21 protein-coding genes are annotated in these 22060 nt (G+C 58.5%); 17 read left to right on the forward strand and 4 right to left on the reverse strand.

Going from position 1 to position 22060, the window contains the following annotated elements:
• Positions 1-5 precede the first annotated feature (5 nt).
• A complete protein-coding gene (locus MHZ89_RS19090) occupies positions 6-833 on the reverse strand; it encodes a dienelactone hydrolase family protein (protein ID WP_311784275.1) in 828 nt (275 codons plus the stop codon).
• Positions 834-1135: 302 nt separating this feature from the next.
• On the opposite strand from MHZ89_RS19090, the gene udp reads away from it, so the two are divergent.
• The 10 genes from udp (at position 1136) to tatD (ending at position 10442) form a co-directional block, all read left to right on the forward strand.
• Entirely contained in the window at positions 1136-1891 is a 756-nt protein-coding gene (gene udp, locus MHZ89_RS19095; RefSeq protein WP_081137960.1) for a uridine phosphorylase, read from the forward strand.
• 66 nt (positions 1892-1957) lie between these two features.
• Positions 1958-3226 carry a tetratricopeptide repeat protein gene (locus MHZ89_RS19100; RefSeq protein ID WP_311784276.1) on the forward strand — a complete coding sequence of 423 codons (1269 nt, stop codon included), beginning with the start codon at positions 1958-1960 and terminating at the stop codon, positions 3224-3226.
• Positions 3227-3310: 84 nt separating this feature from the next.
• Positions 3311-4810 carry a DNA recombination protein RmuC gene (gene rmuC, locus MHZ89_RS19105; RefSeq protein ID WP_311784277.1) on the forward strand — a complete coding sequence of 500 codons (1500 nt, stop codon included), beginning with the start codon at positions 3311-3313 and terminating at the stop codon, positions 4808-4810.
• A 75-nt stretch (positions 4811-4885) separates the two neighbouring features.
• Positions 4886-5644 carry a bifunctional demethylmenaquinone methyltransferase/2-methoxy-6-polyprenyl-1,4-benzoquinol methylase UbiE gene (ubiE, locus tag MHZ89_RS19110; RefSeq protein ID WP_120457886.1) on the forward strand — a complete coding sequence of 253 codons (759 nt, stop codon included), beginning with the start codon at positions 4886-4888 and terminating at the stop codon, positions 5642-5644.
• Between the two features lie 12 nt (positions 5645-5656).
• A complete protein-coding gene (locus MHZ89_RS19115; RefSeq protein WP_311784278.1) occupies positions 5657-6262 on the forward strand; it encodes an SCP2 domain-containing protein in 606 nt (201 codons plus the stop codon).
• Positions 6259-7896: a ubiquinone biosynthesis regulatory protein kinase UbiB gene (gene ubiB, locus MHZ89_RS19120; protein WP_120457882.1), complete on the forward strand. Its 1638-nt coding sequence runs from the start codon at positions 6259-6261 to the stop codon at positions 7894-7896. Before MHZ89_RS19115 ends, ubiB begins: the two co-directional genes overlap by 4 nt.
• 112 nt (positions 7897-8008) lie before the next feature.
• On the forward strand, positions 8009-8266 hold the full coding sequence (tatA, locus tag MHZ89_RS19125; RefSeq protein WP_311784279.1) for a Sec-independent protein translocase subunit TatA: 258 nt from the start codon (positions 8009-8011) through the stop codon (positions 8264-8266).
• 3 nt (positions 8267-8269) lie between these two features.
• Positions 8270-8800 carry a Sec-independent protein translocase protein TatB gene (gene tatB, locus MHZ89_RS19130; RefSeq protein WP_311784280.1) on the forward strand — a complete coding sequence of 177 codons (531 nt, stop codon included), beginning with the start codon at positions 8270-8272 and terminating at the stop codon, positions 8798-8800.
• Between the two features lie 2 nt (positions 8801-8802).
• Positions 8803-9564 (forward strand): Sec-independent protein translocase subunit TatC, encoded by a 762-nt coding sequence (gene tatC / locus MHZ89_RS19135; RefSeq protein WP_120457877.1) that lies wholly within the window; start codon positions 8803-8805, stop codon positions 9562-9564.
• 95 nt (positions 9565-9659) lie between these two features.
• Positions 9660-10442 (forward strand): 3'-5' ssDNA/RNA exonuclease TatD, encoded by a 783-nt coding sequence (gene tatD / locus MHZ89_RS19140; RefSeq protein ID WP_311784281.1) that lies wholly within the window; start codon positions 9660-9662, stop codon positions 10440-10442.
• Here the strand turns inward: tatD and rfaH are convergent.
• Positions 10439-10927, reverse strand: coding sequence for a transcription/translation regulatory transformer protein RfaH (rfaH, locus tag MHZ89_RS19145; protein WP_311784282.1), 489 nt, complete (start codon positions 10925-10927; stop codon positions 10439-10441). The genes tatD and rfaH overlap by 4 nt on opposite strands.
• Before the next feature lie 197 nt (positions 10928-11124).
• Here rfaH and pepE point away from each other — a divergent pair, with 197 nt between their 5' ends.
• The 3 genes from pepE to fre all read left to right on the forward strand — a co-directional run bounded on the left by pepE (position 11125) and on the right by fre (position 14157).
• Positions 11125-11850, forward strand: a complete 726-nt coding sequence (pepE, locus tag MHZ89_RS19150; protein ID WP_311784283.1) for a dipeptidase PepE — start codon at positions 11125-11127, stop codon at positions 11848-11850.
• A 79-nt stretch (positions 11851-11929) separates the two neighbouring features.
• Complete coding sequence (gene ubiD, locus MHZ89_RS19155) at positions 11930-13414, forward strand: 4-hydroxy-3-polyprenylbenzoate decarboxylase (protein ID WP_120457872.1); 1485 nt, start codon at positions 11930-11932, stop codon at positions 13412-13414.
• A 41-nt stretch (positions 13415-13455) separates the two neighbouring features.
• Positions 13456-14157 carry an NAD(P)H-flavin reductase gene (gene fre, locus MHZ89_RS19160; protein ID WP_311784284.1) on the forward strand — a complete coding sequence of 234 codons (702 nt, stop codon included), beginning with the start codon at positions 13456-13458 and terminating at the stop codon, positions 14155-14157.
• 65 nt (positions 14158-14222) lie between these two features.
• Here the strand turns inward: fre and fadA are convergent, their stop codons facing one another.
• Positions 14223-15386, reverse strand: coding sequence for an acetyl-CoA C-acyltransferase FadA (fadA, locus tag MHZ89_RS19165; protein ID WP_311784285.1), 1164 nt, complete (start codon positions 15384-15386; stop codon positions 14223-14225).
• Positions 15387-15395: 9 nt separating this feature from the next.
• Positions 15396-17579, reverse strand: a complete 2184-nt coding sequence (fadB, locus tag MHZ89_RS19170; protein WP_311784286.1) for a fatty acid oxidation complex subunit alpha FadB — start codon at positions 17577-17579, stop codon at positions 15396-15398.
• A 184-nt stretch (positions 17580-17763) separates the two neighbouring features.
• On the opposite strand from fadB, the gene pepQ reads away from it, so the two are divergent.
• From pepQ to hemG, 4 genes are read left to right on the forward strand one after another with little or no spacing between them, the layout of a single operon-like run.
• Entirely contained in the window at positions 17764-19095 is a 1332-nt protein-coding gene (pepQ, locus tag MHZ89_RS19175) for a Xaa-Pro dipeptidase (protein ID WP_311784287.1), read from the forward strand.
• Positions 19095-19712, forward strand: a complete 618-nt coding sequence (locus MHZ89_RS19180; protein WP_311784288.1) for an IMPACT family protein — start codon at positions 19095-19097, stop codon at positions 19710-19712. Before pepQ ends, MHZ89_RS19180 begins: the two co-directional genes overlap by 1 nt.
• A gap of 25 nt (positions 19713-19737) precedes the next feature.
• The gene (trkH, locus tag MHZ89_RS19185) at positions 19738-21189 is read left to right on the forward strand and encodes a Trk system potassium transporter TrkH (RefSeq protein ID WP_311784289.1); all 1452 of its coding nucleotides are present in this window, start codon (positions 19738-19740) and stop codon (positions 21187-21189) included.
• Positions 21190-21207: 18 nt separating this feature from the next.
• Positions 21208-21744 (forward strand): menaquinone-dependent protoporphyrinogen IX dehydrogenase, encoded by a 537-nt coding sequence (hemG, locus tag MHZ89_RS19190; RefSeq protein WP_311784290.1) that lies wholly within the window; start codon positions 21208-21210, stop codon positions 21742-21744.
• Positions 21745-22060 lie beyond the last annotated feature (316 nt).

The following is a 22060-nucleotide window of genomic DNA, read 5'->3' on the forward strand; positions in this document are numbered from 1 at the left end:
CGAAATCAGACAACGCCGAACTGCTTAAACCACGTCAGCATACGCGCCCAGCCATCCTGCGCCGACTCGGCGTGATAACTCGGACGGTAGTCGGCGTTGAACGCATGGCCCGCGTCGGGATAAACGACAATCTCCGCTTTAGCGTTAGCGGCATGCAGCGCCTGGCGCATCTGCTCTACGCTCTCCAGCGGAATACCCTCATCCTGGCCGCCGTAGAGGCCCAGCACCGGCGCGCCTAAATCTACCGCGATATCGATCGGATGCTTTTGCTGCTTCATGGTCTTTTCGCCTATCAGACGCCCATACCAGGCGACGGCGGCGCGCAGCTGCGGATTGTGCGCGGCGTAAAGCCAGCTGATGCGGCCGCCCCAGCAGAAGCCGGTAATGCCCATGCGACGAATATCGCCACCGTTGCGTCCCGCCCAGTTAGCGGCATGGTCGAGATCGGAGAGCACCTGCGTATCCGGCACTTTGCTTACCAGCTCACTGAACAGCGTCGGAATATCGTGATAATCATTCGGATCGCCTTCACGGAAGTAAAGCTCCGGCGCAACGGCCAGATAGCCTTCCAGCGCCAGTCGGCGACAGATATCGCGAATATGCTCGTGTACGCCAAAGATCTCCTGCACCACCAGCACTACCGGCAGCGGCCCGCTGGCCTCTTTGGGCATGGCGTACCAGGCAGGCATATTTTCGCCCTGGCTCGGCACCGAGGTTTCGCCAGACTGAATAGTGGGGCTGTCGGTGTGAATAGTGGTTGAGGCGGTCGGCTGTACTGCGGGTGCAAAACCGCCCGTCGATGATTTTTGTGCCATATTGTCTTCGGTTTTCATTTTTCTCTCCGTACTGGCAGTAGCGCAATCACGTAACTATAGCCTGGCCAGATTACGTCTGAGCCAGAGGTTGGGAACAGAGCAGGAAGCGAGTAAAAACACTCTTCTCTTTAACATTGCTGCCAACCCTGGCGCATACAGCTTGTAGCAATGGCGCTCTGAATGGATTGGTTATGTGACAAAGGTCTCGTTTGTAGGCTGATAAAATGTAACATTCATTTTTGATAGTGATTGTTATCACATAAATTTGCGCTGCGCTCACGTAGAGTGGCGCGCTTCACTTCCCTGTTCAGGAGTTTGCTATGTCTGACGTTTTCCATCTTGGCCTGACCAAAGCCGATCTGCAGGGCGCGACCCTGGCTATCGTTCCCGGCGATCCGGAGCGCGTAAAAAAAATTGCCGGACTGATGGCGGATGCCCAGCCGCTGGCTTCGCACCGTGAATTCACCTCCTGGCTGGCGAAGCTGGACGGCAAACCCGTTGTCGTCTGCTCGACCGGCATCGGCGGGCCTTCGACCTCTATCGCAGTGGAAGAACTGGCGCAGCTTGGCGTACGCACTTTCCTGCGCGTCGGCACCACCGGCGCGATTCAGCCGCACATTAACGTCGGCGACGTGCTGGTCACCACCGGCGCGGTGCGTCTCGACGGCGCCAGCCAGCACTTCGCGCCGCTGGAGTTTCCGGCAGTAGCCGATTTCGCCTGTACTACCGCGCTGGTCGCGGCGGCGGAGGCGAGCGGCGCCACGACCCATATTGGCGTCACCGCGTCGTCCGATACCTTCTATCCGGGCCAGGAACGTTACGATACCTTCTCTGGCCGCGTAGTCAGCCGCTTTCAGGGCTCAATGAAAGAGTGGCAGCAGATGGGCGTGCTCAATTATGAGATGGAGTCCGCTACGCTGCTGACGATGTGCGCCAGCCAGGGACTGCGCGCGGGCATGGTGGCGGGCGTTATCGTCAACCGTACCCAGAAAGAGATCCCGGATGCGGCCACCATGAAGCAGACCGAGAGCGATGCGGTAAAAATAGTGGTCGAAGCGGCGCGCCGTTTGTTATAACGCTTTTCAGGCAGCGCGCCCGCGCGCGCTGCCTCTGCTCTTTACAGCAAAAGCGAGGACCGCCCGATGCGCCAGACTCCGCCCCGACAAAAACCGGCCTTAACCGCTTCCCCCGCCGCCATGCAGGCGCGTCTTGAACATGCTGCCGCGCGCTTCCGCCAGCATATGGCACAGCAGGATTACGCCGCCGCCGCCCGGTGCTGTGAAGAGGTGCTGCGCGCGATGCCCAGCCAGATGCAGGTGCTGAGCGACTATGCGCTCTGCCTGCTGCGGCTTGGCCAGTACAACAAGTCTTACAAGATCTATCAGAAAATATATCAGGCGCCGCCCGCGGTGCGCGCAACCGCATCGGAAACCTGGCTGGATGGTCTGGCGGAGCTGTGCGGCTGGATGGGTAAAAAGGATGAGCTGGCAAAATATGGCCTGGAATCGCTCAACGGCGCAGACGCCCGTTTCCGGCAGGGCCAGCGTTTCGCCTTTCCGGCGGAGCGGCCTGAACCTGTCGATCTCACCCGGCCCGAACAGAACGTAATCGCCTTCAGCCTTTATGGCAGCCACCCGCGCTATTGCGAAACCCTGATTAAAAACGTTGAGGTCGCGCAGGCGCTTTATCCCGGCTGGACCTGTCGCATCTATCTGGATGAGAGCGTGCCGCAGCATGTGTGGCAGCGTCTCAGGCAGCCGCACGTCACGCTGATCGATATGTCGCAGGAAAAGGCAATTTACCCAACGCTGTGGCGTTTTCTGGTAATGGACGACCCTGGCGTCAGACGCTTTATTATTCGTGACGCCGACTCGCTGCTGTCGGAGCGTGAAGCAGCGGCGGTAAACGCCTGGCTCGCTTCGCCATACTGGTTCCACCATATGCGCGACTATTTTTCTCATACCGAGCTGCTGCTGGCGGGCATGTGGGGCGGCTGCAACGGCGTCTTCAGCAATATGGCGCAGGCGATGCGCGACTTTATCTCCCGCTATAGCGGCAGCGAGCGCTTTACCGATCAATATTTCCTGAAGGTGGCGCTGTGGCCGACGGTGCGGGAGAGCCTGCTCAGCCACGACGAGATTTTTCATTTTCATCAGGCGCAGCCCTGGCCGCCGCACGCGCCGGTGCGCTGGCGAATGGACAACTTCCACGTCGGCAGTAACGCCGGTTTCGCCAGCATGGCGGGCAAGGCGACGGTGAAAGAGGGCGAGACGCAGCCTGTAGAACTGACCTACGGCGGCAGCGCCTTTGTTTATCCGGCGCGGGTTAAAGGCGATGAGTGGATAATGGCGATGCCGTTCTTTTTAACTGACGCCTGGAAAGCGGGTGACCTGCAGGTAAAAGCGCTGTAATTCCTTTTCCGGACTGAAAATAGTCTGGACATTCATACAGTGCGACTCTACTTTCTTCCCAGCAACGCGCGTCGCGAGGGAATTATGGATCAGCAGATTATTTTCAGCGCCTGTCTGGCGCTCGCCGGACTGGGTATCGGCTGGATGCTGGCGCAGCTGCGCGCCAGCCATCAGGCGGCCAGCTTCGCCACCGAGCGTCGCCTGCAGCAGGAGGCGCAGCAGCGTCAACAGCAGCAGTTTGAACAGCTCCAGCAGCAGCTTCAGCAGCGCGAACAAGAGCTGCTGAAGCTACACGGTTCCCTGAGCGGCGCGCAGGAGCGGCTGCAACAGCTCGATTACTGGCGCGGCGAATGCGAACAGCTTAACCGCGAGCTGCGCAACCAGCTGGAGGTCAACAGCGCGCAGGAAGCTGAACTGCGCGAAGTAACCATCCGCCTTGAAGAGACGCGCTTCGCCGCCGAGGAGAAGCAGCGTTTGCTCACCAACAGCGAACAGCGCCTCAGCGCGCAGTTTGAGAATCTCGCCAACCGCATCTTTGAAAACAGCGGTCGCCGCGTTGACGAACAGAACCGCCAGAGCCTGAACAGCCTGATCGGCCCGCTGCGTGAACAGCTGGACGGCTTTCGTCGTCAGGTACACGACAGCTTTGGTCAGGAAGCGCGCGAGCGTCACACGCTGGCGCATGAGATCCGTCAACTGCAGCAGCTGAACGCGCAGATGGCGCAGGAGGCGATCAACCTGACCAAAGCGCTGAAGGGCGACAACAAAATTCAGGGCAACTGGGGCGAGGTAGTACTGAGCCGCGTACTGGAGGCTTCAGGACTGCGCGAAGGTCATGAATATCAGACGCAGGTGAGTTTACAGTCGGAACAGCAGGGGAGAATGCAACCGGATGTGATCGTGCGTTTGCCGCAGGGCAAAGATGTAGTGGTCGACGCCAAAATGACCCTGGTGGCCTATGAGCGCTACTTCAACGCGGAAGATGAGGTGACGCGCGAACAGGCGCTGCAGGAGCACGTCGCCGCGGTACGCAGTCATATTCGCCTGCTGAGTCGTAAAGATTATCAACAACTTGCCGGTTTACGCTCCCTCGATTATGTGTTGATGTTTATCCCGGTGGAGCCGGCGTTTTTGCTGGCGATCGACCGTCAGCCGGAGCTGATCAGCGAAGCGCTGCAGCAGAACATAATGCTGGTCAGCCCGACTACGCTGCTGGTAGCGCTGCGTACTATTAATAACCTCTGGCGCTACGAGCATCAGAGCCGCAACGCTCAGCGTATCGCCGAACGCGCGGCGCGCCTGTACGACAAAATGCGGCTATTCGTCGATGATATGACCGGCATCGGCCATAATCTGGACAAGGCGCACAACAGCTACCGCGAGGCGATGAAAAAGCTGGCGGAAGGGCGCGGCAACCTGATCGCGCAGAGCGAGGCGTTTAAATCCCTGGGCGTTGAAGTTAAACGTTCAATTAATCCGCAGTTAGTCGAGCAGGCTATGCCGGAAAAGGCATGGGACGACGAGGAGACGCCCGACGACGACGTCGCAACAATGGAGGCGCGCGTAAGGCGGCTCCACGAATAAGCGGGTCGTCGCGTGCCTGACTACCCTGACTCTGATACACTTCGGGAAGTATTGTTTGTGGAACAGGTAAAACCGATGGCAGATGAATCACAGCAGGAAACTACCCATTTTGGCTTTCAGACGGTCGCCAAAAGCGAAAAAGCTGACAAAGTCGCGGACGTGTTTCACTCCGTAGCGGCGAAATATGACCTGATGAACGATCTGATGTCGTTTGGCATCCATCGCATCTGGAAGCGTTTTACCATCGACAGCAGCGGCGTGCGCCGCGGACAGCGCGTGCTGGATCTGGCGGGCGGCACCGGCGATTTGACGGCGAAGTTTTCCCGTCTGGTCGGCGATAACGGCCAGGTCGTGCTGGCGGACATCAACAGCTCGATGCTGAAAATGGGCCGCGACAAGCTGCGCAATCTCGGCGTAGTCGGCAACGTCAGCTATGTGCAGGCCAACGCCGAAGCGCTGCCCTTCCCGGATAACTATTTCGACTGCATCACCATCTCTTTCGGGCTGCGTAACGTGACCGATAAAGAGAAGGCGCTGGCGTCGATGTTCCGCGTGCTCAAGCCAGGCGGACGTCTGCTGGTGCTGGAGTTCTCCAAACCGGTGCTCGATCCGCTCAGCAAGGCGTACGACGCCTACTCGTTCCATATTCTGCCGCGCGTCGGTCAACTGGTGGCGCAGGACGCGGAAAGCTACCGCTATCTGGCGGAGTCGATCCGCATGCATCCCGATCAGGAAACCCTGAAGGCGATGATGAACGACGCCGGATTCGAGAACACCACGTATTACAACATGACCGGCGGCATCGTCGCGTTGCATCGTGGATTTAAGTTTTAACCGGATATGGTGATGCGCTTGACGCCCTTGATTACCGCCGGTCTTGAGACCGCGCTAAACCGCATGCTCTATCGCGATCGCAGCCTGAAAGCCGCTCGCCAGCGACTGGTGGGACAGGTGCTGACGCTGCGTCTTGAGGAGCTTTCCCATCCGCTGGTGCTGGTCTTTAGCGAACAGCAGCTCGATGTGTTGAGCGACTGGCAGGACAGCAGCGACTGCACCGTGATTACGCAGCTGAAGACCCTGCCAAAGCTGCGCGACCGCCAGCAGCTGACCAGCCTGATCCGCAGCGGCGAGCTGCAGGTCGAAGGCGATCTGCAGGTTGTGCAGCGCTTTTCCGCGCTGATCGATCTGGCAGAGCTGGATCCGGCCGAATATCTCGCGCCCTGGATCGGCGATATCGCCGCGCAGGGCGTCAGCCAGGCGGCGCAGCGCGTTGTGTGGCGGCTACGCGGCGAGGTCTCACGTCGTCAGGATTATCTGGGGCAGGCATTAACCGAAGAGTGGCGCGTTGCGCCGGGCGCGCTGGAACTGGCGTGGTTTTCTGAGGAGGTAGACGCGATGGAACGTTCGCTTGATGCGCTGAATGCGCGTTTAGCGCAGCTGGAGGCGAAATGACATTTGGAGAGATTCGCCGTTTGTATTTCATCATCAGGATCTTTTTGACCTACGGTCTTGATGAACTGATCCCCCGCATGCGCCTTACCATCCCGCTGCGCCTCTGGCGTCGCACTATTTTCTGGATCCCCAATCGTCATAAAGATGAAGAGATTGGCGTTCGTATGCGACTGGCGATGGAGCAGCTGGGGCCGGTGTGGATTAAATTCGGTCAGATGCTCTCAACGCGTCGCGACCTTTTTCCGCCCGTTATCGCCGATCAGCTCGCCATCCTGCAGGATCGCGTCGCGCCTTTTGACGGCGTGAAAGCCAAAGAGCAAATTGAAAAGTCGATCGGCGGTCCGGTTGAAACCTGGTTTGACGATTTCGATATCAAACCGCTGGCGTCGGCGTCAATCGCTCAGGTGCATACCGCTACCCTGAAAGCCACCGGCAAAAAAGTGGTGATCAAGGTGATTCGCCCGGACATCCTGCCGGTGATCAAGGCGGATATGAAGCTGATCTACCGCCTGGCGCGCTGGGTGCCGCGTCTGCTGCCAGACGGGCGTCGTCTGCGTCCGATGGAAGTGGTGCGCGACTATGAGAAGACGTTAATTGACGAGCTGAACCTGCTGCGCGAAGCGGCCAACGCCATTCAGCTGCGCCGTAATTTCGAAGACAGCCGCATGCTCTACGTGCCGGAGGTCTATTCGGACTACTGCAGCGAGACGATGCTGGTAATGGAGCGCATCTACGGCATTCCCATCTCCGACGTGGCGACGCTGGAGCAGCACGGCGTCAATATGAAGCTGCTGGCCGAGCGCGGCGTGCAGGTCTTCTTTACCCAGGTTTTCCGGGACAGCTTCTTCCACGCCGATATGCACCCCGGCAATATTTTCGTCAGCTATGACCATCCGGAAGATCCGCAATATATCGGCATCGACTGCGGCATTGTCGGTTCGCTGAATAAAGAGGATAAGCGCTACCTGGCGGAAAACTTTATCGCCTTCTTTAACCGCGACTACCGCAAAGTGGCGGAGCTGCACGTTGATTCAGGTTGGGTACCGCCCGACACCAACGTAGAAGATTTTGAGTTCGCTATTCGTACCGTCTGCGAACCTATCTTTGAAAAGCCGCTGGCGGAGATCTCTTTCGGCCATGTGCTGCTGAACCTGTTCAGCACCGCGCGCCGTTTCAATATGGAAGTCCAGCCGCAGCTGGTGCTGCTGCAAAAAACGCTGCTCTATATTGAAGGCATCGGTCGTCAGCTCTATCCGCAGCTCGATTTGTGGAAAACCGCAAAGCCATTCCTTGAGGACTGGATTAAAGATCAGATTGGTCTGCCTGCGATACTGCGCGCCGTAAAAGAGAAGGCGCCATTCTGGGCGGAGAAGCTGCCGGAGCTGCCGGAGCTTTTCTATGAAAGCATGCGGCACCATAAACTTTTGCAGCACAGCGTCGATAAGCTGACCCACGACATGCACGCCCAGCGGACGCGCCATCATAAAGCGCGCTATCTGTTCGGCGTCGGCGCAACCCTGCTGTTAAGCGGTACTGCCGTATTGCTGAGCCGCCCGGACTGGGATTTCTTCCCGGCTTTGTTAATGGCGGCGGGTTTCGTCACCTGGCTCATCGGCTGGCGTAAGACAAACTAATTGTCAGCCACGCCTGAATCGCGGTAATGTCGCAGCCTTAAGCCCGGCGTCATCAGGGCTTTTGGCTGACATTATTCTTCTCAATATCTCGCAACATCAGAGGCTATATCTCATGGGCGGTATCAGTATCTGGCAATTGTTAATCATTGCCGTCATCGTTGTTCTTCTGTTTGGAACCAATAAGTTAAAAAACCTGGGTTCCGATCTTGGTTCTTCTATCAAGGGCTTTAAAAAGGCCATGAGCGATGAAGACGAGAAAAAGAACGAACCAAACCCGCCGCAGGACGCTGACTTTAGCGCTAAAACGCTGGCGGACAAACAGCAAACTCCGGCTAACAAAGAAGAAGCCAAAAACGACAAGCAGGTATAAACCGTGTTCGACATTGGTTTTAGTGAACTGGTATTGGTGTTCGTGATCGGGCTGATTGTGCTTGGCCCGCAACGATTACCGGTTGCGGTAAAAACCGTAGTCGGCTGGATTCGGGCGATGCGCTCGCTGGCCGCCAACGTGCAGCACGAGCTGGCGCAGGAGCTGAAACTGCAGGAGCTGCAGGACAGCCTGAAAAAAGTGGAAGAGGCGAGCCGCGGCACCATGTCGCCGGAGCTGAAAGAGTCAATGGAAGAGCTGCGTAAAACCGCCGATTCAATGAAGCGTTCGGTTCAGCAGAGCATCGACATCGAGAAAGCCGAGGACGAAGCCAATACCATTCATGCGCCGCAGCAGCGCGCGGCTGAATCTGTGACGCCAGCGACGGCCCACACGCAGGCCAGCGCCCCGGCGCAGACGCCGGATGTCGCTGACACCGCTAAAACTGATGCGAACCCGCAAGCGCCGGTTGTTAATCCGCAACCGGCCGCGTCGCGCAGTCCGGCAACAACCTCTTCTGCAAATGATGAACGATAACCATGGCCGTTGAAGATACCCAACCGCTTATCAGCCATCTGATTGAGCTGCGTAAGCGTCTGCTGTACTGCATTATCGCGGTGTTTGTGATTTTCCTGGCGCTGATCTCTTTCGCCAATGACATCTATCATCTGGTCGCCTCGCCGCTGATCAGCCAGATGCCGGCAGGCGCCAGCATGATCGCTACCGATGTTGCGTCGCCCTTTTTTACGCCGATTAAGCTCACCATCATCGTGTCGGTTTTTCTTGCGGTGCCGGTCATTCTCTATCAGGTGTGGGCTTTCGTCGCCCCGGCGCTCTATCGTCACGAACGTAAGCTGGTGATGCCGCTGCTCTTCTCCAGCACCCTGCTGTTTTACGTCGGCGTGGCCTTTGCCTACTTTATCGTCTTCCCGCTGGCGTTTGGCTTCTTTGCTAAAACCGCGCCGCAGGGCGTGACTATCGCAACCGATATCACCAACTACCTCGACTTCGTGATGACGCTGTTTATGGCGTTCGGCGTGGCGTTTGAAGTGCCGGTGGCGATTGTGCTGCTCTGCTGGACCGGCATTACCACGCCGGAAGATTTGAAAAAGAAACGTCCTTACATCCTGGTCGGCGCGTTTGTTGTTGGGATGCTGCTCACACCGCCGGACGTTTTCTCGCAAACTTTGCTCGCTATTCCGATGTACTGCCTGTTTGAAGTCGGCGTATTCTTTTCCCGTTACTACGTCGGGAAGGGACGGCGGTCGCAGGAAGAAGAGGAACAGCATACCGATTCCTGATCCGTTCTGATTATGGTTCCCGCGCCTGGCGGGTAGACCCTGTTACCGAACCGCCCATCTGGGCGGTTTTTGTTTAATAAGCTATGGGAAAAATTATGTTTGATATCGGTGTAAACCTGACCAGCACGCAATTCGCCGCCGACCGCGACAAGGTGGTAAAGCGCGCACGCGAAGCGGGCGTCACCGGCATGTTAATAACCGGGACCAATGCGCTGGAGAGCCAGCAGGCGCAGCGGCTGGCGGAGCGCCAGCCCGACTTTTGCTGGTCTACGGCGGGCGTGCACCCGCATCACGCCAGCGAATGGTCGAATGAGACGGCCAATACGCTGCGTCGTCTGGCGGAGCGGCCGCAGGTGGTGGCGATTGGCGAATGCGGGCTCGATTTCAACCGCAACCTCGCCGCGCACGATCAGCAGGAGTACGCTTTTGACGCGCAGCTGGCGCTGGCCGCCGAACTGTATATGCCGGTGTTTCTCCACTGCCGCGAGGCGCACGATCGCTTTGCGGCGGTGCTGGCACCCTGGCTGCCGAAGCTGCCGGGTGCGGTGGTGCACTGTTTTACCGGCACGCGCGAGGAGCTGGAGGCCTGTCTGGCAATGGGGCTGTCGGTGGGCATTACCGGCTGGGTGTGCGATGAACGCCGCGGCATGGCGCTGCGCGAAATGCTGCCGCTGATTCCAGCGGATCGTCTGCTGCTGGAGACGGACGCGCCTTATCTGCTGCCGCGCGATATGCATCCACGGCCTGCATCACGTCGTAATGAGCCCTGTTTTCTGCCGCATATCGTGCAGCAGGTGGCGAAGTGGCGCGGGGAAGAGCAGGATGCGCTGGCGGCGCAGGTCGATCGCAACGCGCGTGCGCTGTTCCGCCTGGCTTAAAGTTTGCGGAACTGCTTGTTGTCTACGCTGCGCATCACCTGTTTATTCAGCAGGTTAAGCAGCAGCATAGAGCGGGTTTCGCCGTCTGGTTCGGCGAAGATGGCGCGCAGGCCTTCAAAGGTTCCTTCGGTGATGATGACCTCATCGCCGACCTGCGGCGTTTCCGCATCGATCAGCGTTTGCGGCGCGTCGGTTTGCAGCGCTTCGATAACTGCTGAAGGCACCGTCGCGGGCAGCGTGCCAAAGCGCACGAAGTGGCTGACGCCGCGCGTGCTGCTGATGGTGGTGGTATGAATCGCTTCCGGATCGAATTCGATAAACAGGTAGTTAGGAAACAGGGGCTCACTCACGGTGGTCCGTTTGCCGCGCACCACTTTTTCCAGAGCGATCATTGGGCTGAGGCAATGCACCTCTTGCCGCTCAAGATGCTCTTTCGCGCGCAACAGCTGTCCACGTTTGCAATAGAGTAAGTACCAGGATTCCATAAATGCTCCCATTGAATGGACGCTAAGAATAGCAAACCTGCTGCCAGAGTTATAGCGCATCGCAGCGCGGAAAGATGTCGGGGCGGACAAACTGGCTGAGGTTTCCGCAAACTGCCCGGCGCAAGAAGGAGAATTGACGAGCGGCGGTGCGCTGGGTCAGACTCGGTGCTTATCACGTTTGCGAAAAGGATATGCTGATGGAACTGTTTTTATTGAGCAACGGCAAACTGGCTGACGATGCGCCTTTGCTTGGCTATGCGCAGCCGCAGCTGCATGCGATGATCGCCCAGCGCGGCATCCGTTCTGCGGTGTTAGTGCCGTACGCCATTATTCGCGGCGACCATCAACAGCGCGCCGCCGAGCTGAGCGCGTCGCTGGGCGTGACGGTTCGCTGCGTGCAGGATTTCGCTACGCCGGTGGCGGCCATCGAGCAGGCTGAACTGATTCTGGTCAGCGGCGGTAATACCTGGCTGCTCAATCAGATGCTGCACGAGACCGGCCTGATCGTAGCGATCCAGCGTGCTGTGCGCGAGCGGGCGGTGCCTTATGTCGGCTGGAGCGCCGGCTGCAACGTGGCGACGCCGTCGATTCGCACCACCAATGATATGCCGGTGCGCAGTAGCGTGGTCTTGCCTGCGCTGGGCCTGTTTCCGATCCAGATCAATCCACACTATCTTGATGCGCATGCCAGCGGGCATATGGGCGAAACGCGCGACGAACGTCTGGCGGAGTTTTGCGCCGTCAATCCTGAGGAGTCGGTCATTGCGCTGCGCGAAGGGAGTTTTCTGCATGTGCATGAAAACCAGCTCTCTTACTTCAGCGTGCGCGACGAAGACTTTAAAGTGTTTCGCCACGGGCAGCCGATCCAGGCTTATCGCGACGTCTCGGCGCTACAGGCGCTGGTTCCATTTCGCTGCGACTGAGGTTGCCGCATAAAATCCAACACGGCTTAAGAATCGGCCCTATAATGGCCGATTCACTTTGGCTGGAAGCGAAGGCCGCATGAAATATCACGATTTACGAGACTTCCTCACCCTGCTGGAACAGCGCGGCGAGTTGAAGCGTATTAGCCAGTCTATCGATCCTGAACTGGAAATGACGGAAATCGCCGACCGCACGCTGCGCGCTGGCGGACCGGCGCTATTGTTTGAAAATCCTAAAGGCTATGACATGCCGGTGCTGTGCAACCTGTTCGGCACGCCGAAACGCGTGGCGATGGGCATGGGCCAGGAAGAGGTCAGCGCCCTGCGCGAAGTTGGCAAGCTGCTGGCGTTTCTGAAAGAGCCGGAGCCGCCGAAGGGCTTTCGCGATCTGTTCGACAAGATGCCGCAGTTTAAACAGGTGCTGAACATGCCGACCAAACGGCTGCGCAACGCGCCCTGTCAGGAAGTGGTGTTCAGCGGCGATGAGGTTGATCTGTCGCGCATTCCGGTTATGAAGTGCTGGCCGGACGACGCCGCGCCGCTGATTACCTGGGGGCTGACCGTCACGCGTGGCCCGCACAAGGAGCGGCAAAATCTGGGCATCTATCGTCAGCAGGTGATTGGCAAAAACCGCCTGATTATGCGCTGGCTCTCCCACCGCGGCGGCGCGCTCGACTTCCAGGAGTGGTGCCAGACGCATCCGGGCGAACGCTTCCCGGTGTCGGTGGCGCTCGGTGCCGATCCCGCCACTATTCTCGGCGCGGTGACGCCAGTGCCGGACACGCTGTCGGAGTATGCTTTCGCCGGCCTGCTGCGCGGCAACAAAACCGAAGTGGTGAAGTGTCTCTCCAACGATCTGGAAGTGCCCGCCAGCGCGGAGATCGTGCTGGAAGGCTATATTGAGCCGGGCGATATGGCGCCGGAAGGGCCGTATGGCGATCATACTGGCTACTACAATGAAGTTGATAACTTTCCCGTTTTCACCGTCACGCACGTCACGCAGCGGCAGAACGCCATCTATCACTCCACCTATACCGGCCGTCCGCCAGATGAACCGGCGGTGCTGGGCGTCGCGCTGAACGAAGTGCTGGTGCCGATCCTGATTAAGCAGTTTCCGGAGATCGTGGATTTCTATCTGCCGCCGGAGGGGTGCTCTTACCGCCTGGCCGTAGTGACGATGAAGAAACAGTATGCAGGTCATGCCAAACGCGTCATGTTCGGCGTCTGGTCATTCCTGCGGCAGTTCATGTACACCAAATTTGTTATTGTGTGTGATGACGATGTTAACGCACGCGACTGGAACGACGTGATCTGGGCCATTACCACGCGTATGGATCCGGCACGCGATACGGTACTGGTAGAGAACACGCCTATCGACTATCTGGATTTCGCCTCGCCGGTTTCCGGCCTGGGTTCCAAGATGGGCCTGGACGCGACCAATAAATGGCCGGGTGAGACCCAGCGCGAGTGGGGACGTCCGATCGTGAAAGATCCCGCCGTGACGGCGCGCATCGACGCGATCTGGGATGACTTAGGCATCTTTAACCCGCCGCCGCAGCGCTGACGGCGAGCATAACCCTAATGACGACCCGACAGAGGGAACGCATGACAACCTTAAGCTGTAAAGTAACCTCGGTTGAAGCGATTACCGATACCGTATATCGCGTTCGCCTGATCCCCGAAGCGGATTTTACCTTTCGCGCCGGGCAGTATTTGATGGTGGTAATGGATGAACGCGACAAGCGCCCGTTCTCGCTCGCCTCGACGCCGATGGAAAAGGATATTATCGAGCTGCATATTGGTGCATCCGATCTTAATCTCTACGCCATGGCGGTAATGGATCGCATCCGCGACGATCGCCAGATCACCGTGGATATTCCACACGGCGACGCCTGGCTGCGAGAAGATAGCTCGCGCCCGATTGTCCTGATCGCGGGCGGCACCGGATTTTCCTATGCGCGCTCAATCCTGCTGACCGCGCTGGCGCAGCAGCCGGATCGCGATATCGCTATTTACTGGGGCGGCCGCGAACTGCACCACCTTTACGATCTGGATGAGCTCAACGCGCTGGCGGTGAAGCACCCGAATTTACGCGTGGTGCCGGTAGTCGAGCAGCCGGCAGAGGAGTGGCAGGGACGTTCTGGTACGGTGCTGACTGCTGTTATGCAGGATTACGCCACCCTGGCGGAGCATGATATCTATATCGCCGGACGCTTTGAGATGGCGAAGATCGCGCGCGACCGCTTCTGCGCCGAGCGCGGCGCAAAAGAGACGCAAATGTTTGGTGACGCGTTCGCCTTTATTTAAGGCGCCACAGGCAGAAAAAACCCGCCCCTGACAGGCGGGAACAGACTTCCAGTGCGATCAACGTATTACAGACGTTCAAATACGGTTGCGATGCCCTGACCTAAGCCAATGCACATGCTGGCAAGGCCGAACTGGGCATCGCGTCGTTCCATAATGTTCAGCAGCGTGGTGCTGATGCGCGTGCCGGAGCAGCCGAGTGGATGCCCGAGCGCAATCGCGCCGCCGTTCAGGTTTACCTTGTCGTCCAGCCTTTCCAGCAAACCGAGATCTTTAATGCAGGGCAGCGTCTGCGCGGCGAAGGCTTCATTCAGCTCGAATACCTCAATATCCTCCACGCTCAGTCCGGCACGCTTCAGCGCCAGCTTGCTGGCGGGCACCGGGCCGTAGCCCATAATTGACGGGTCGCAGCCGATGACCGCCATGCTTTTGATACGCGCGCGCGGCGTCAGGCCCAGTTCGCGCGCGCGGCTCTCGCTCATTACCAGCATCGCGGATGCCCCGTCGGAGAGCGCCGATGAGCTGCCCGCTGTGACTGTGCCGTTGACCGGGTCGAACGCCGGCTTCAGCGCCGCCAGCCCTTCGAGGCTGGTCTCCTCGCGGATCACTTCGTCATAGTCGTAGCGTTTCAGCACGCCGTCGGCGTCGTGTCCGTAGGTTGGCACAATCTCTCGCAGAAAGTCGCCGCGCTGCGTTGCAGCCCAGGCGCGCTGGTGAGAGCGCAGCGCGAAGGCGTCCTGCTGCTCGCGGCTGATATGATGCATATGCGCCAGCATTTCCGCGGTCAGACCCATCATGCCCGCCGCTTTAGCCACCGTCCGGCCCAGTCCGGGATGAAAATCGACGCCGTGGCTCATCGGCACATGTCCCATATGTTCGACGCCGCCGACTAAGCAGGCGTGCGCGTCGCCTACCATGATGGCACGCGCCGCATCATGCAGCGCCTGCATTGACGAGCCGCACAGGCGGTTGACGGTAGTCGCCGGAACGCGATGGGGAATTTCCGCCAGCAGCGCGGCGTTGCGCGCAATATTAAACCCCTGCTCCAGCGTCTGCTGCACGCAGCCCCATACCACATCATCCAGGCTGGCGGGATTGAGTGCCGGATAGCGGTTTAACAGTTCGCGCATCAGGTGCGCGGAGAGGTCTTCCGCCCGTATCTGGCGGAAGGCGCCGCCTTTGGAGCGGCCCATCGGCGTGCGGAGCGCATCAATAATCACCACATTTTCCATTCTCTTTCCTCAGGCGCTTTGCAGCGCCGCTTCGTCGATGGGTTTAACCGCCGGATACCAGTTTTCGCGTCGATGCGCTTTCTGCAGCAGCAGTTCGGGCAGCTGATAAAGCGCGCCCAGATCGCTGTAGCGTCTCGCCTGATCTACGACGTTGCTGTTGCCGAGCGTGTCGAGATAGCGCAGCGCGCCGCCGCGGAAGGGCGGGAAGCCGAGTCCGTAGACCAGCGCCATATCGGCTTCGGCAGGAGAGGCAATGATGCTCTCTTCCAGGCAGCGTACGACTTCATTAAGCATCGGAATCATCATGCGGTTGAGGATCTCTTCGTCGCTGAAGACGCGCGTAGCGGCGCATACCGGATTAAGCAGCGCGTCCACCTCGGCATCGTTCGTTTTTTTCGCTTTGCCTTTGCGATCCGTCTCCCAGCGGTAGAAGCCTTTGCCGTTCTTCTGTCCATAACGTTCGGCGTCGAACAGCACGTCGATAGCGTCGCGGTACTCTTTCTGCATGCGGGTCGGAAAACCCTCTGCCATCACGCGCTGCGCGTGATGCGCGGTATCGATGCCGACCACGTCCAGCAGCCAGGCCGGGCCCATCGGCCAGCCGAACTGCTTCTCCATCACTTTGTCGATCTGGCGGAAGTCGGCGCCGTCGCGCAGCAGCAGGCCGAACGCGGCGAAATAGGGGAAGAGCACGCGGTTGACGAAGAAGCCGGGACAGTCATTGACGACGATCGGCGTTTTGCCCATTTTGCTCGCCCAGGCCGCCACTTTGCCGATGGTGGCGTCGCTGCTCTTCTCGCCGCGCACCACCTCCACCAGCGGCATACGCGGCACCGGGTTGAAGAAGTGCATGCCGCAGAAATTCTCAGGGCGTGTTAGCGCCTGCGCCAGCTGGCTGATGGGAATCGTGGAGGTATTAGAAGCGAGTACCGCATCCGCGCGCAGATGCTGCTCGGTTTCTGCCAGCACTTTTGCTTTGATCTGCGGATTTTCCACTACCGCTTCGACCACTATATCGGCGCGTTCAAAACCGGCATAGTCGAGCGTGGGCTGAATCATCGCAATGGTGCTGGCCAGCCTGGCGCCGTCGATCTTGCCGCGTTCCAGCTGTTTATTCAGCAGCTTGCCCGCTTCGCTCATGCCCAGCGCCAGCGCCTGCGGTTGAATATCTTTCATCTTCACCGGAACGCCTTTCCACGCCGACTGATAGCTGATGCCGCCGCCCATAATGCCCGCGCCCAGTACCGCCGCCTGCTCAGGCGCGCTGCTGGCGCTGGCGTATTTTTTCGCCAGCCCTTTGACGTACTGATCGTTAAGGAAAATGCCGACCAGCGCGCGTGCCTCATCGCTCTGCGCCAGCGGCACGAAAGCGGCGGTTTCCAGCTTCAGCGCATCGTCTCGTCCCAGCGCGGCGGCGGCCTCAATGGTTTTTACCGCGGCGAGCGGCGCAGGGTAGTGTTTGCCTGCGGTCTGCAGCACGACGCTTTTGGCAACGGTAAAGCTCATGGCCGCCTCTATGGGGCTCAGGCGCAGCGGCGCCAGTTTTGGCGCGCGGCGCATCTGCCAGCCGCCCTGTTCGATGGCGTCTTTCAGCATGGCGAGCGCGGCGTCATGCAGCTTGTCACTGCTCACTACCGCATCGACCAGCCCGAGCTTCAGCGCGCTAACGCCGTCGACCTCTTTTCCGGCGGCGATGATCTCCAGCGCGGCATCCGCGCCCAGCAGGCGCGGCAGCCGTACGCTGCCGCCGAAGCCGGGCATGATGCCCAGTCGGGTTTCCGGCAGCCCGATGCGTGCGCCGGGAGTGGCGACGCGGAGATCGGTCGCCAGGATGCATTCGCACCCGCCGCCCAGCGCGTAGCCATCTATAGCGGCGATAGTCGGCACCGGCAGATCTTCCAGCCGGTTAAAAATGCTGTTAGCGAAGGCCAGCCACTGGCTGAGCTTTTCCGTCGGCGCGTCGAACAGCGAGAGAAATTCAGTAATATCGGCCCCGACGATAAAGGCAGGTTTAGCCGAACTCAGCAGCACGCCGCGCAGCGCGGTCTGTTGCTCCAGTACGCTAATCGCTTCGCCAAAACTGGCGACGGTTCTGGTGTCGAGTTTATTGACTGAGCCGGGGGCGTTGAATTGCAGCTCAGCGACGCCGTCTTCAAGCCAGCGCAGTGAAAGGGTATCGCCTTGGTAGAGCATGTGCGTCTCCTGATCGCGAAAGGGGATCTGGTCGTACCAGATGATCAGGAGTGTGGGATTCGTGTTAATTTTTTGCAAACCAAAGTTTGCTTATTTGCTAACAGGATCACAGCCTCTGCAACGCGGCGTTCAGGCTGCGGCTGTGCTACACTGCGGCGATTTTCGCGACACGGGAGAGCGAGCAATGGATTCAATGAAAACGCTGTATCAGACGCATATCGCTACGCTGCAACAGCGGGCGCAGCAGGTGCTGGCACGTAACAAACTGGATGCGATGTTGATTCACTCCGGCGAATTACTGACGGTTTTTCTCGACGATCATGACTATCCCTTTAAGGTGAATCCTCAGTTCAAAGCCTGGGTGCCGGTCACGCAGGTGCCGAACTGCTGGCTCTGGATCGACGGGGTCAATAAGCCCAAACTCTGGTTCTACTCGCCGGTCGATTACTGGCATAACGTTGAGCCGTTGCCGAACAGCTTCTGGACTGAGGCCGTTGAGGTAATCGGTCTGAAAAGCGCCGATGAGATTGCTCAGTTGCTGCCCACCCAGCGCGATAAGGTCGCCTATATCGGTCCAGTTGTGCAGCGCGCCGCGCAGCTGGGCATCAGCGCTGACAACATTAACCCAAAAGCGGTGATCGATTTTCTGCACTACCATCGCAGCATCAAAACCGATTACGAGCTGGCCTGCATGCGCGAGGCGCAAAAGCTGGCTGTCGCCGGACATCGCGCCGCAAAAGAGGCGTTTTTCTCTGGTCTGAGCGAGTTCGATATCAATCAGGCTTACCTGACGGCGACCGGCCATCGCGATATTGATGTGCCCTACGGCAATATTATTGCGCTTAACGAGCACGCCGCTGTACTGCACTATACTCGCCTGGATCACCAGCCACCGTCGAAACGCCACAGCTTTCTGATTGACGCGGGCGCGGAATATCTCGGCTATGCCGCCGATTTAACGCGCAGCTATGCGGCGCAAAAGAACTCGCTTTACGCCAGCCTGGTCACGGCGATGAACAGTGAGGAGCTGGCGCTGATCGGCACGCTGAAAGCGGGCGTTCGCTACACCGACTATCATCTGCAGATGCATCAGCGCATCGCTAAGCTGCTGCTGAAGTTCGAGCTGGCGCAAGGGATAAGCGAAGAGGCGCTGGTGGCGGAAAACATCACCGGCCCCTTTATGCCACACGGGCTGGGGCATCCGCTCGGTTTGCAGGTGCATGATGTCGCAGGCTTTATGCAGGATGAGGCGGGCACGCATCTGGCGGCCCCGGCGCAGTATCCTTATCTGCGCTGCACGCGCGTGCTGGAGCCAGGCATGGTGCTGACCATCGAACCGGGCTTCTATATTATCGAGTCGCTGCTGGCGCCGCTGCGGGAAGGCCCGTTCAGTCAATATCTTAACTGGCAGGCGATCGATGCGCTGAAGCCCTACGGCGGCATTCGTATTGAAGACAACGTCGTGATCCATGCGAACCGTATTGAGAACATGACGCGCGATCTGCACCTTGCCTGATGGACGCTTACGATATTCCCGCTGATGCCGTCAGCATCAGCGAGGAGACGATTAAGAAAAGCCGCTTTATCACGCTGCTGGCCCATACCGACGGCGTGGAGGCGGCGCGCGCCTTTGTTCAGCGGGTGAAAGGCGAACATCCCGACGCGCGTCATCACTGCTGGGCCTGGGTTGCGGGCGCGCCGCAGGATTCGCAGCAGCTGGGCTTTTCAGATGACGGCGAACCCTCCGGTACGGCGGGTAAACCGATGTTGGCGCAGCTGATGGGCGCGGATATCGGCGAGATCACCGCCGTGGTGGTGCGTTACTATGGCGGCGTTATGCTGGGCACCGGCGGGCTGGTAAAAGCCTACGGCGGCGGCGTTCAGCAAGGGCTTAAGCAGCTGGCGCGCATGCGCAAAGTGCCGGTGAAACGCTATGAGCTAAAGTGCGATTATGCCCAGCTAGGCGATATCGAACGTCTGCTGGCCAGGTTCGACGGACGCATTGATGAGGTTATCTACCTGAACCGTATCGCTCTGACGCTGGCGCTGCCTTATGCGCACATTGACGCTTTCAAACAGGCGCTTTCTGACTTTAGCCGAGGCGCGCTGAGCCTCGACCCCTTAACACCATGAAAACTCTTTTCTAAGGAACGGCTGAATGCATTTTCGCGCCATTACTCGCATTGTCGGTCTGCTGGTCATTCTCTTTTCCGTAACTATGATCGTGCCGGGGCTGGTGGCTTTAATTTATCGCGATGGCGCCGGGCGCGCGTTTAGCCAGACTTTTTTGATGGCGCTGGCGATCGGCTCGCTGCTGTGGTGGCCGAACCGCAAACAGCGTACCGAGCTGAAGCCGCGCGAAGGCTTCTTAATCGTCGTGCTCTTCTGGACGGTGCTGGGCAGCGTGGGGGCGATGCCTTTTATCTTCGCCGAGCAGCCGCATCTCTCCGTGACTGACGCTTTCTTTGAGTCCTTTTCCGGTCTGACGACAACCGGCGCAACCACCCTCGTAGGACTCGATACGATGCCTAAAGCCATTCTGTTTTATCGGCAGATGCTGCAATGGCTGGGGGGAATGGGGATCATTGTGCTGGCAGTGGCAATTCTCCCTATCCTGGGCGTAGGCGGCATGCAGCTTTACCGCGCGGAAATGCCGGGGCCGCTGAAGGACAATAAGATGCGGCCGCGTATTGCCGAAACCGCGAAAACGCTGTGGCTTATCTACGTATTGCTGACGATAGCCTGCGCCGTGGCGCTCTGGCTGGCGGGCATGCCGCTGTTCGACGCGATAGGGCACAGCTTTTCGACCATCGCCATCGGCGGCTTTTCTACGCACGACGCCAGTATCGGCTATTTCAATAGCGGCACCATCAACACCATCATCGGTATCTTTCTGCTGATTTCAGGCTGTAATTACGGCCTGCACTTTTCGCTGCTCAGCAATCGCAACCTGCGCGTCTACTGGCGCGACCCAGAGTTCCGCACCTTTATTGGCGTGCAGCTTACGCTGGTCATTATCTGCACGCTGGTGCTCTGGTTCCATCACGTTTATTCCAGCGGCTGGCAAACCCTGAATCAGGCCTTTTTCCAGGTGGTATCGATGGCGACCACGGCAGGATTTACTACCGACAGCATTGCGCGCTGGCCGCTGTTCTTGCCGGTGCTGTTGCTCTGCTCCGCTTTTATCGGCGGAATGGCGGGTTCTACCGGCGGCGGTCTGAAGGTGATCCGTATCCTGCTGCTGTGCAAGCAGGGATCGCGCGAGCTGAAGCGTCTGGTGCATCCAAATGCGGTCTACACCATCAAGCTCGGCAACCGCGCGCTGCCGGAACGTATTCTGGAAGCGGTATGGGGATTCTTCTCCGCCTATGCGCTGGTGTTTCTGATCAGCATGCTGGCGATTATCGCGACCGGCGTCGATGACTTTTCTGCGTTTGCAGCCGTTGCGGCGACCCTGAATAACCTGGGGCCTGGACTCGGCGTAGTTGCGGACAACTTTACGTCGATGAATGACGTGGCGAAATGGATCCTGATCTCGACCATGCTGTTTGGGCGTCTTGAAGTGTTTACCTTATTAGTCCTCTTCACGCCGACCTTCTGGCGTGAATAAGCAAAACAGGATATAACGATGAAAGCCTTGATTCTCTTTTCCAGCCGCGACGGGCAAGCGCGCGAAATTGCCTCTTATATTGCCAGTGAGATAAAGGCGCAGCAGGCGTGCGACGTTATCAATATTCTGCATGCCGGCTCCGTTGACTGGCTGCAATACGACCGCGTGCTGATTGGCGCCTCAATCCGTTATGGCAATTTCCATCCGGCGGTCGCGAAATTCGTTAAGGCGCATCTGCGTGAGCTGCAGCAGCGTGCGAGCGGCTTCTTCTGCGTGAACCTGACCGCGCGTAAGCCAGAGAAACGTTCTCCGCAAACCAATGCCTATACGCGTAAGTTCTTACAGCAGTCGCCCTGGCAGCCCGATTGCTGCGCCGTGTTCGCTGGCGCGCTGCGCTATCCACGCTATCGCTGGTTTGATCGGGTAATGATTCAGTTGATTATGCGCATGACGGGCGGGGAAACAGATAAGACGAAAGAGGTGGAGTACACCGACTGGCATCAGGTGGCGCGTTTTGCGCAGGAATTTGCTCAGTTACCCACCAAATCGGCGTGAATAACAGCGATTTGACGAAAATTAATGCGAACGATAATTTTTTTTAAATTAGCGCTTGTCAGCCGGAAAGAACTCCCTATAATGCGCCTCCACTGACACGGCACAACGGCTTACGAAGCGCGGTGTTCAGGAGGCTCGGGAAGCTGAGCCGCCGGAGAAAATCGCTGAAAAAAGTGGTTGACTCTGAGGGAGGAAAGCGTAATATACGCCACCTCGCAGCAGCAGGCTCAGCCGCTGACTGCACCGCTCTTTAACAATTTATCAGACAATCTGTGTGGGCACTCGCAGGACAGATATCAAAAAGTCTACGGACTTT

It is taken from the genome of Pantoea sp. ACRSB (assembly GCF_022346905.1).
Taxonomy (GTDB): domain Bacteria; phylum Pseudomonadota; class Gammaproteobacteria; order Enterobacterales; family Enterobacteriaceae; genus Pantoea; species Pantoea piersonii.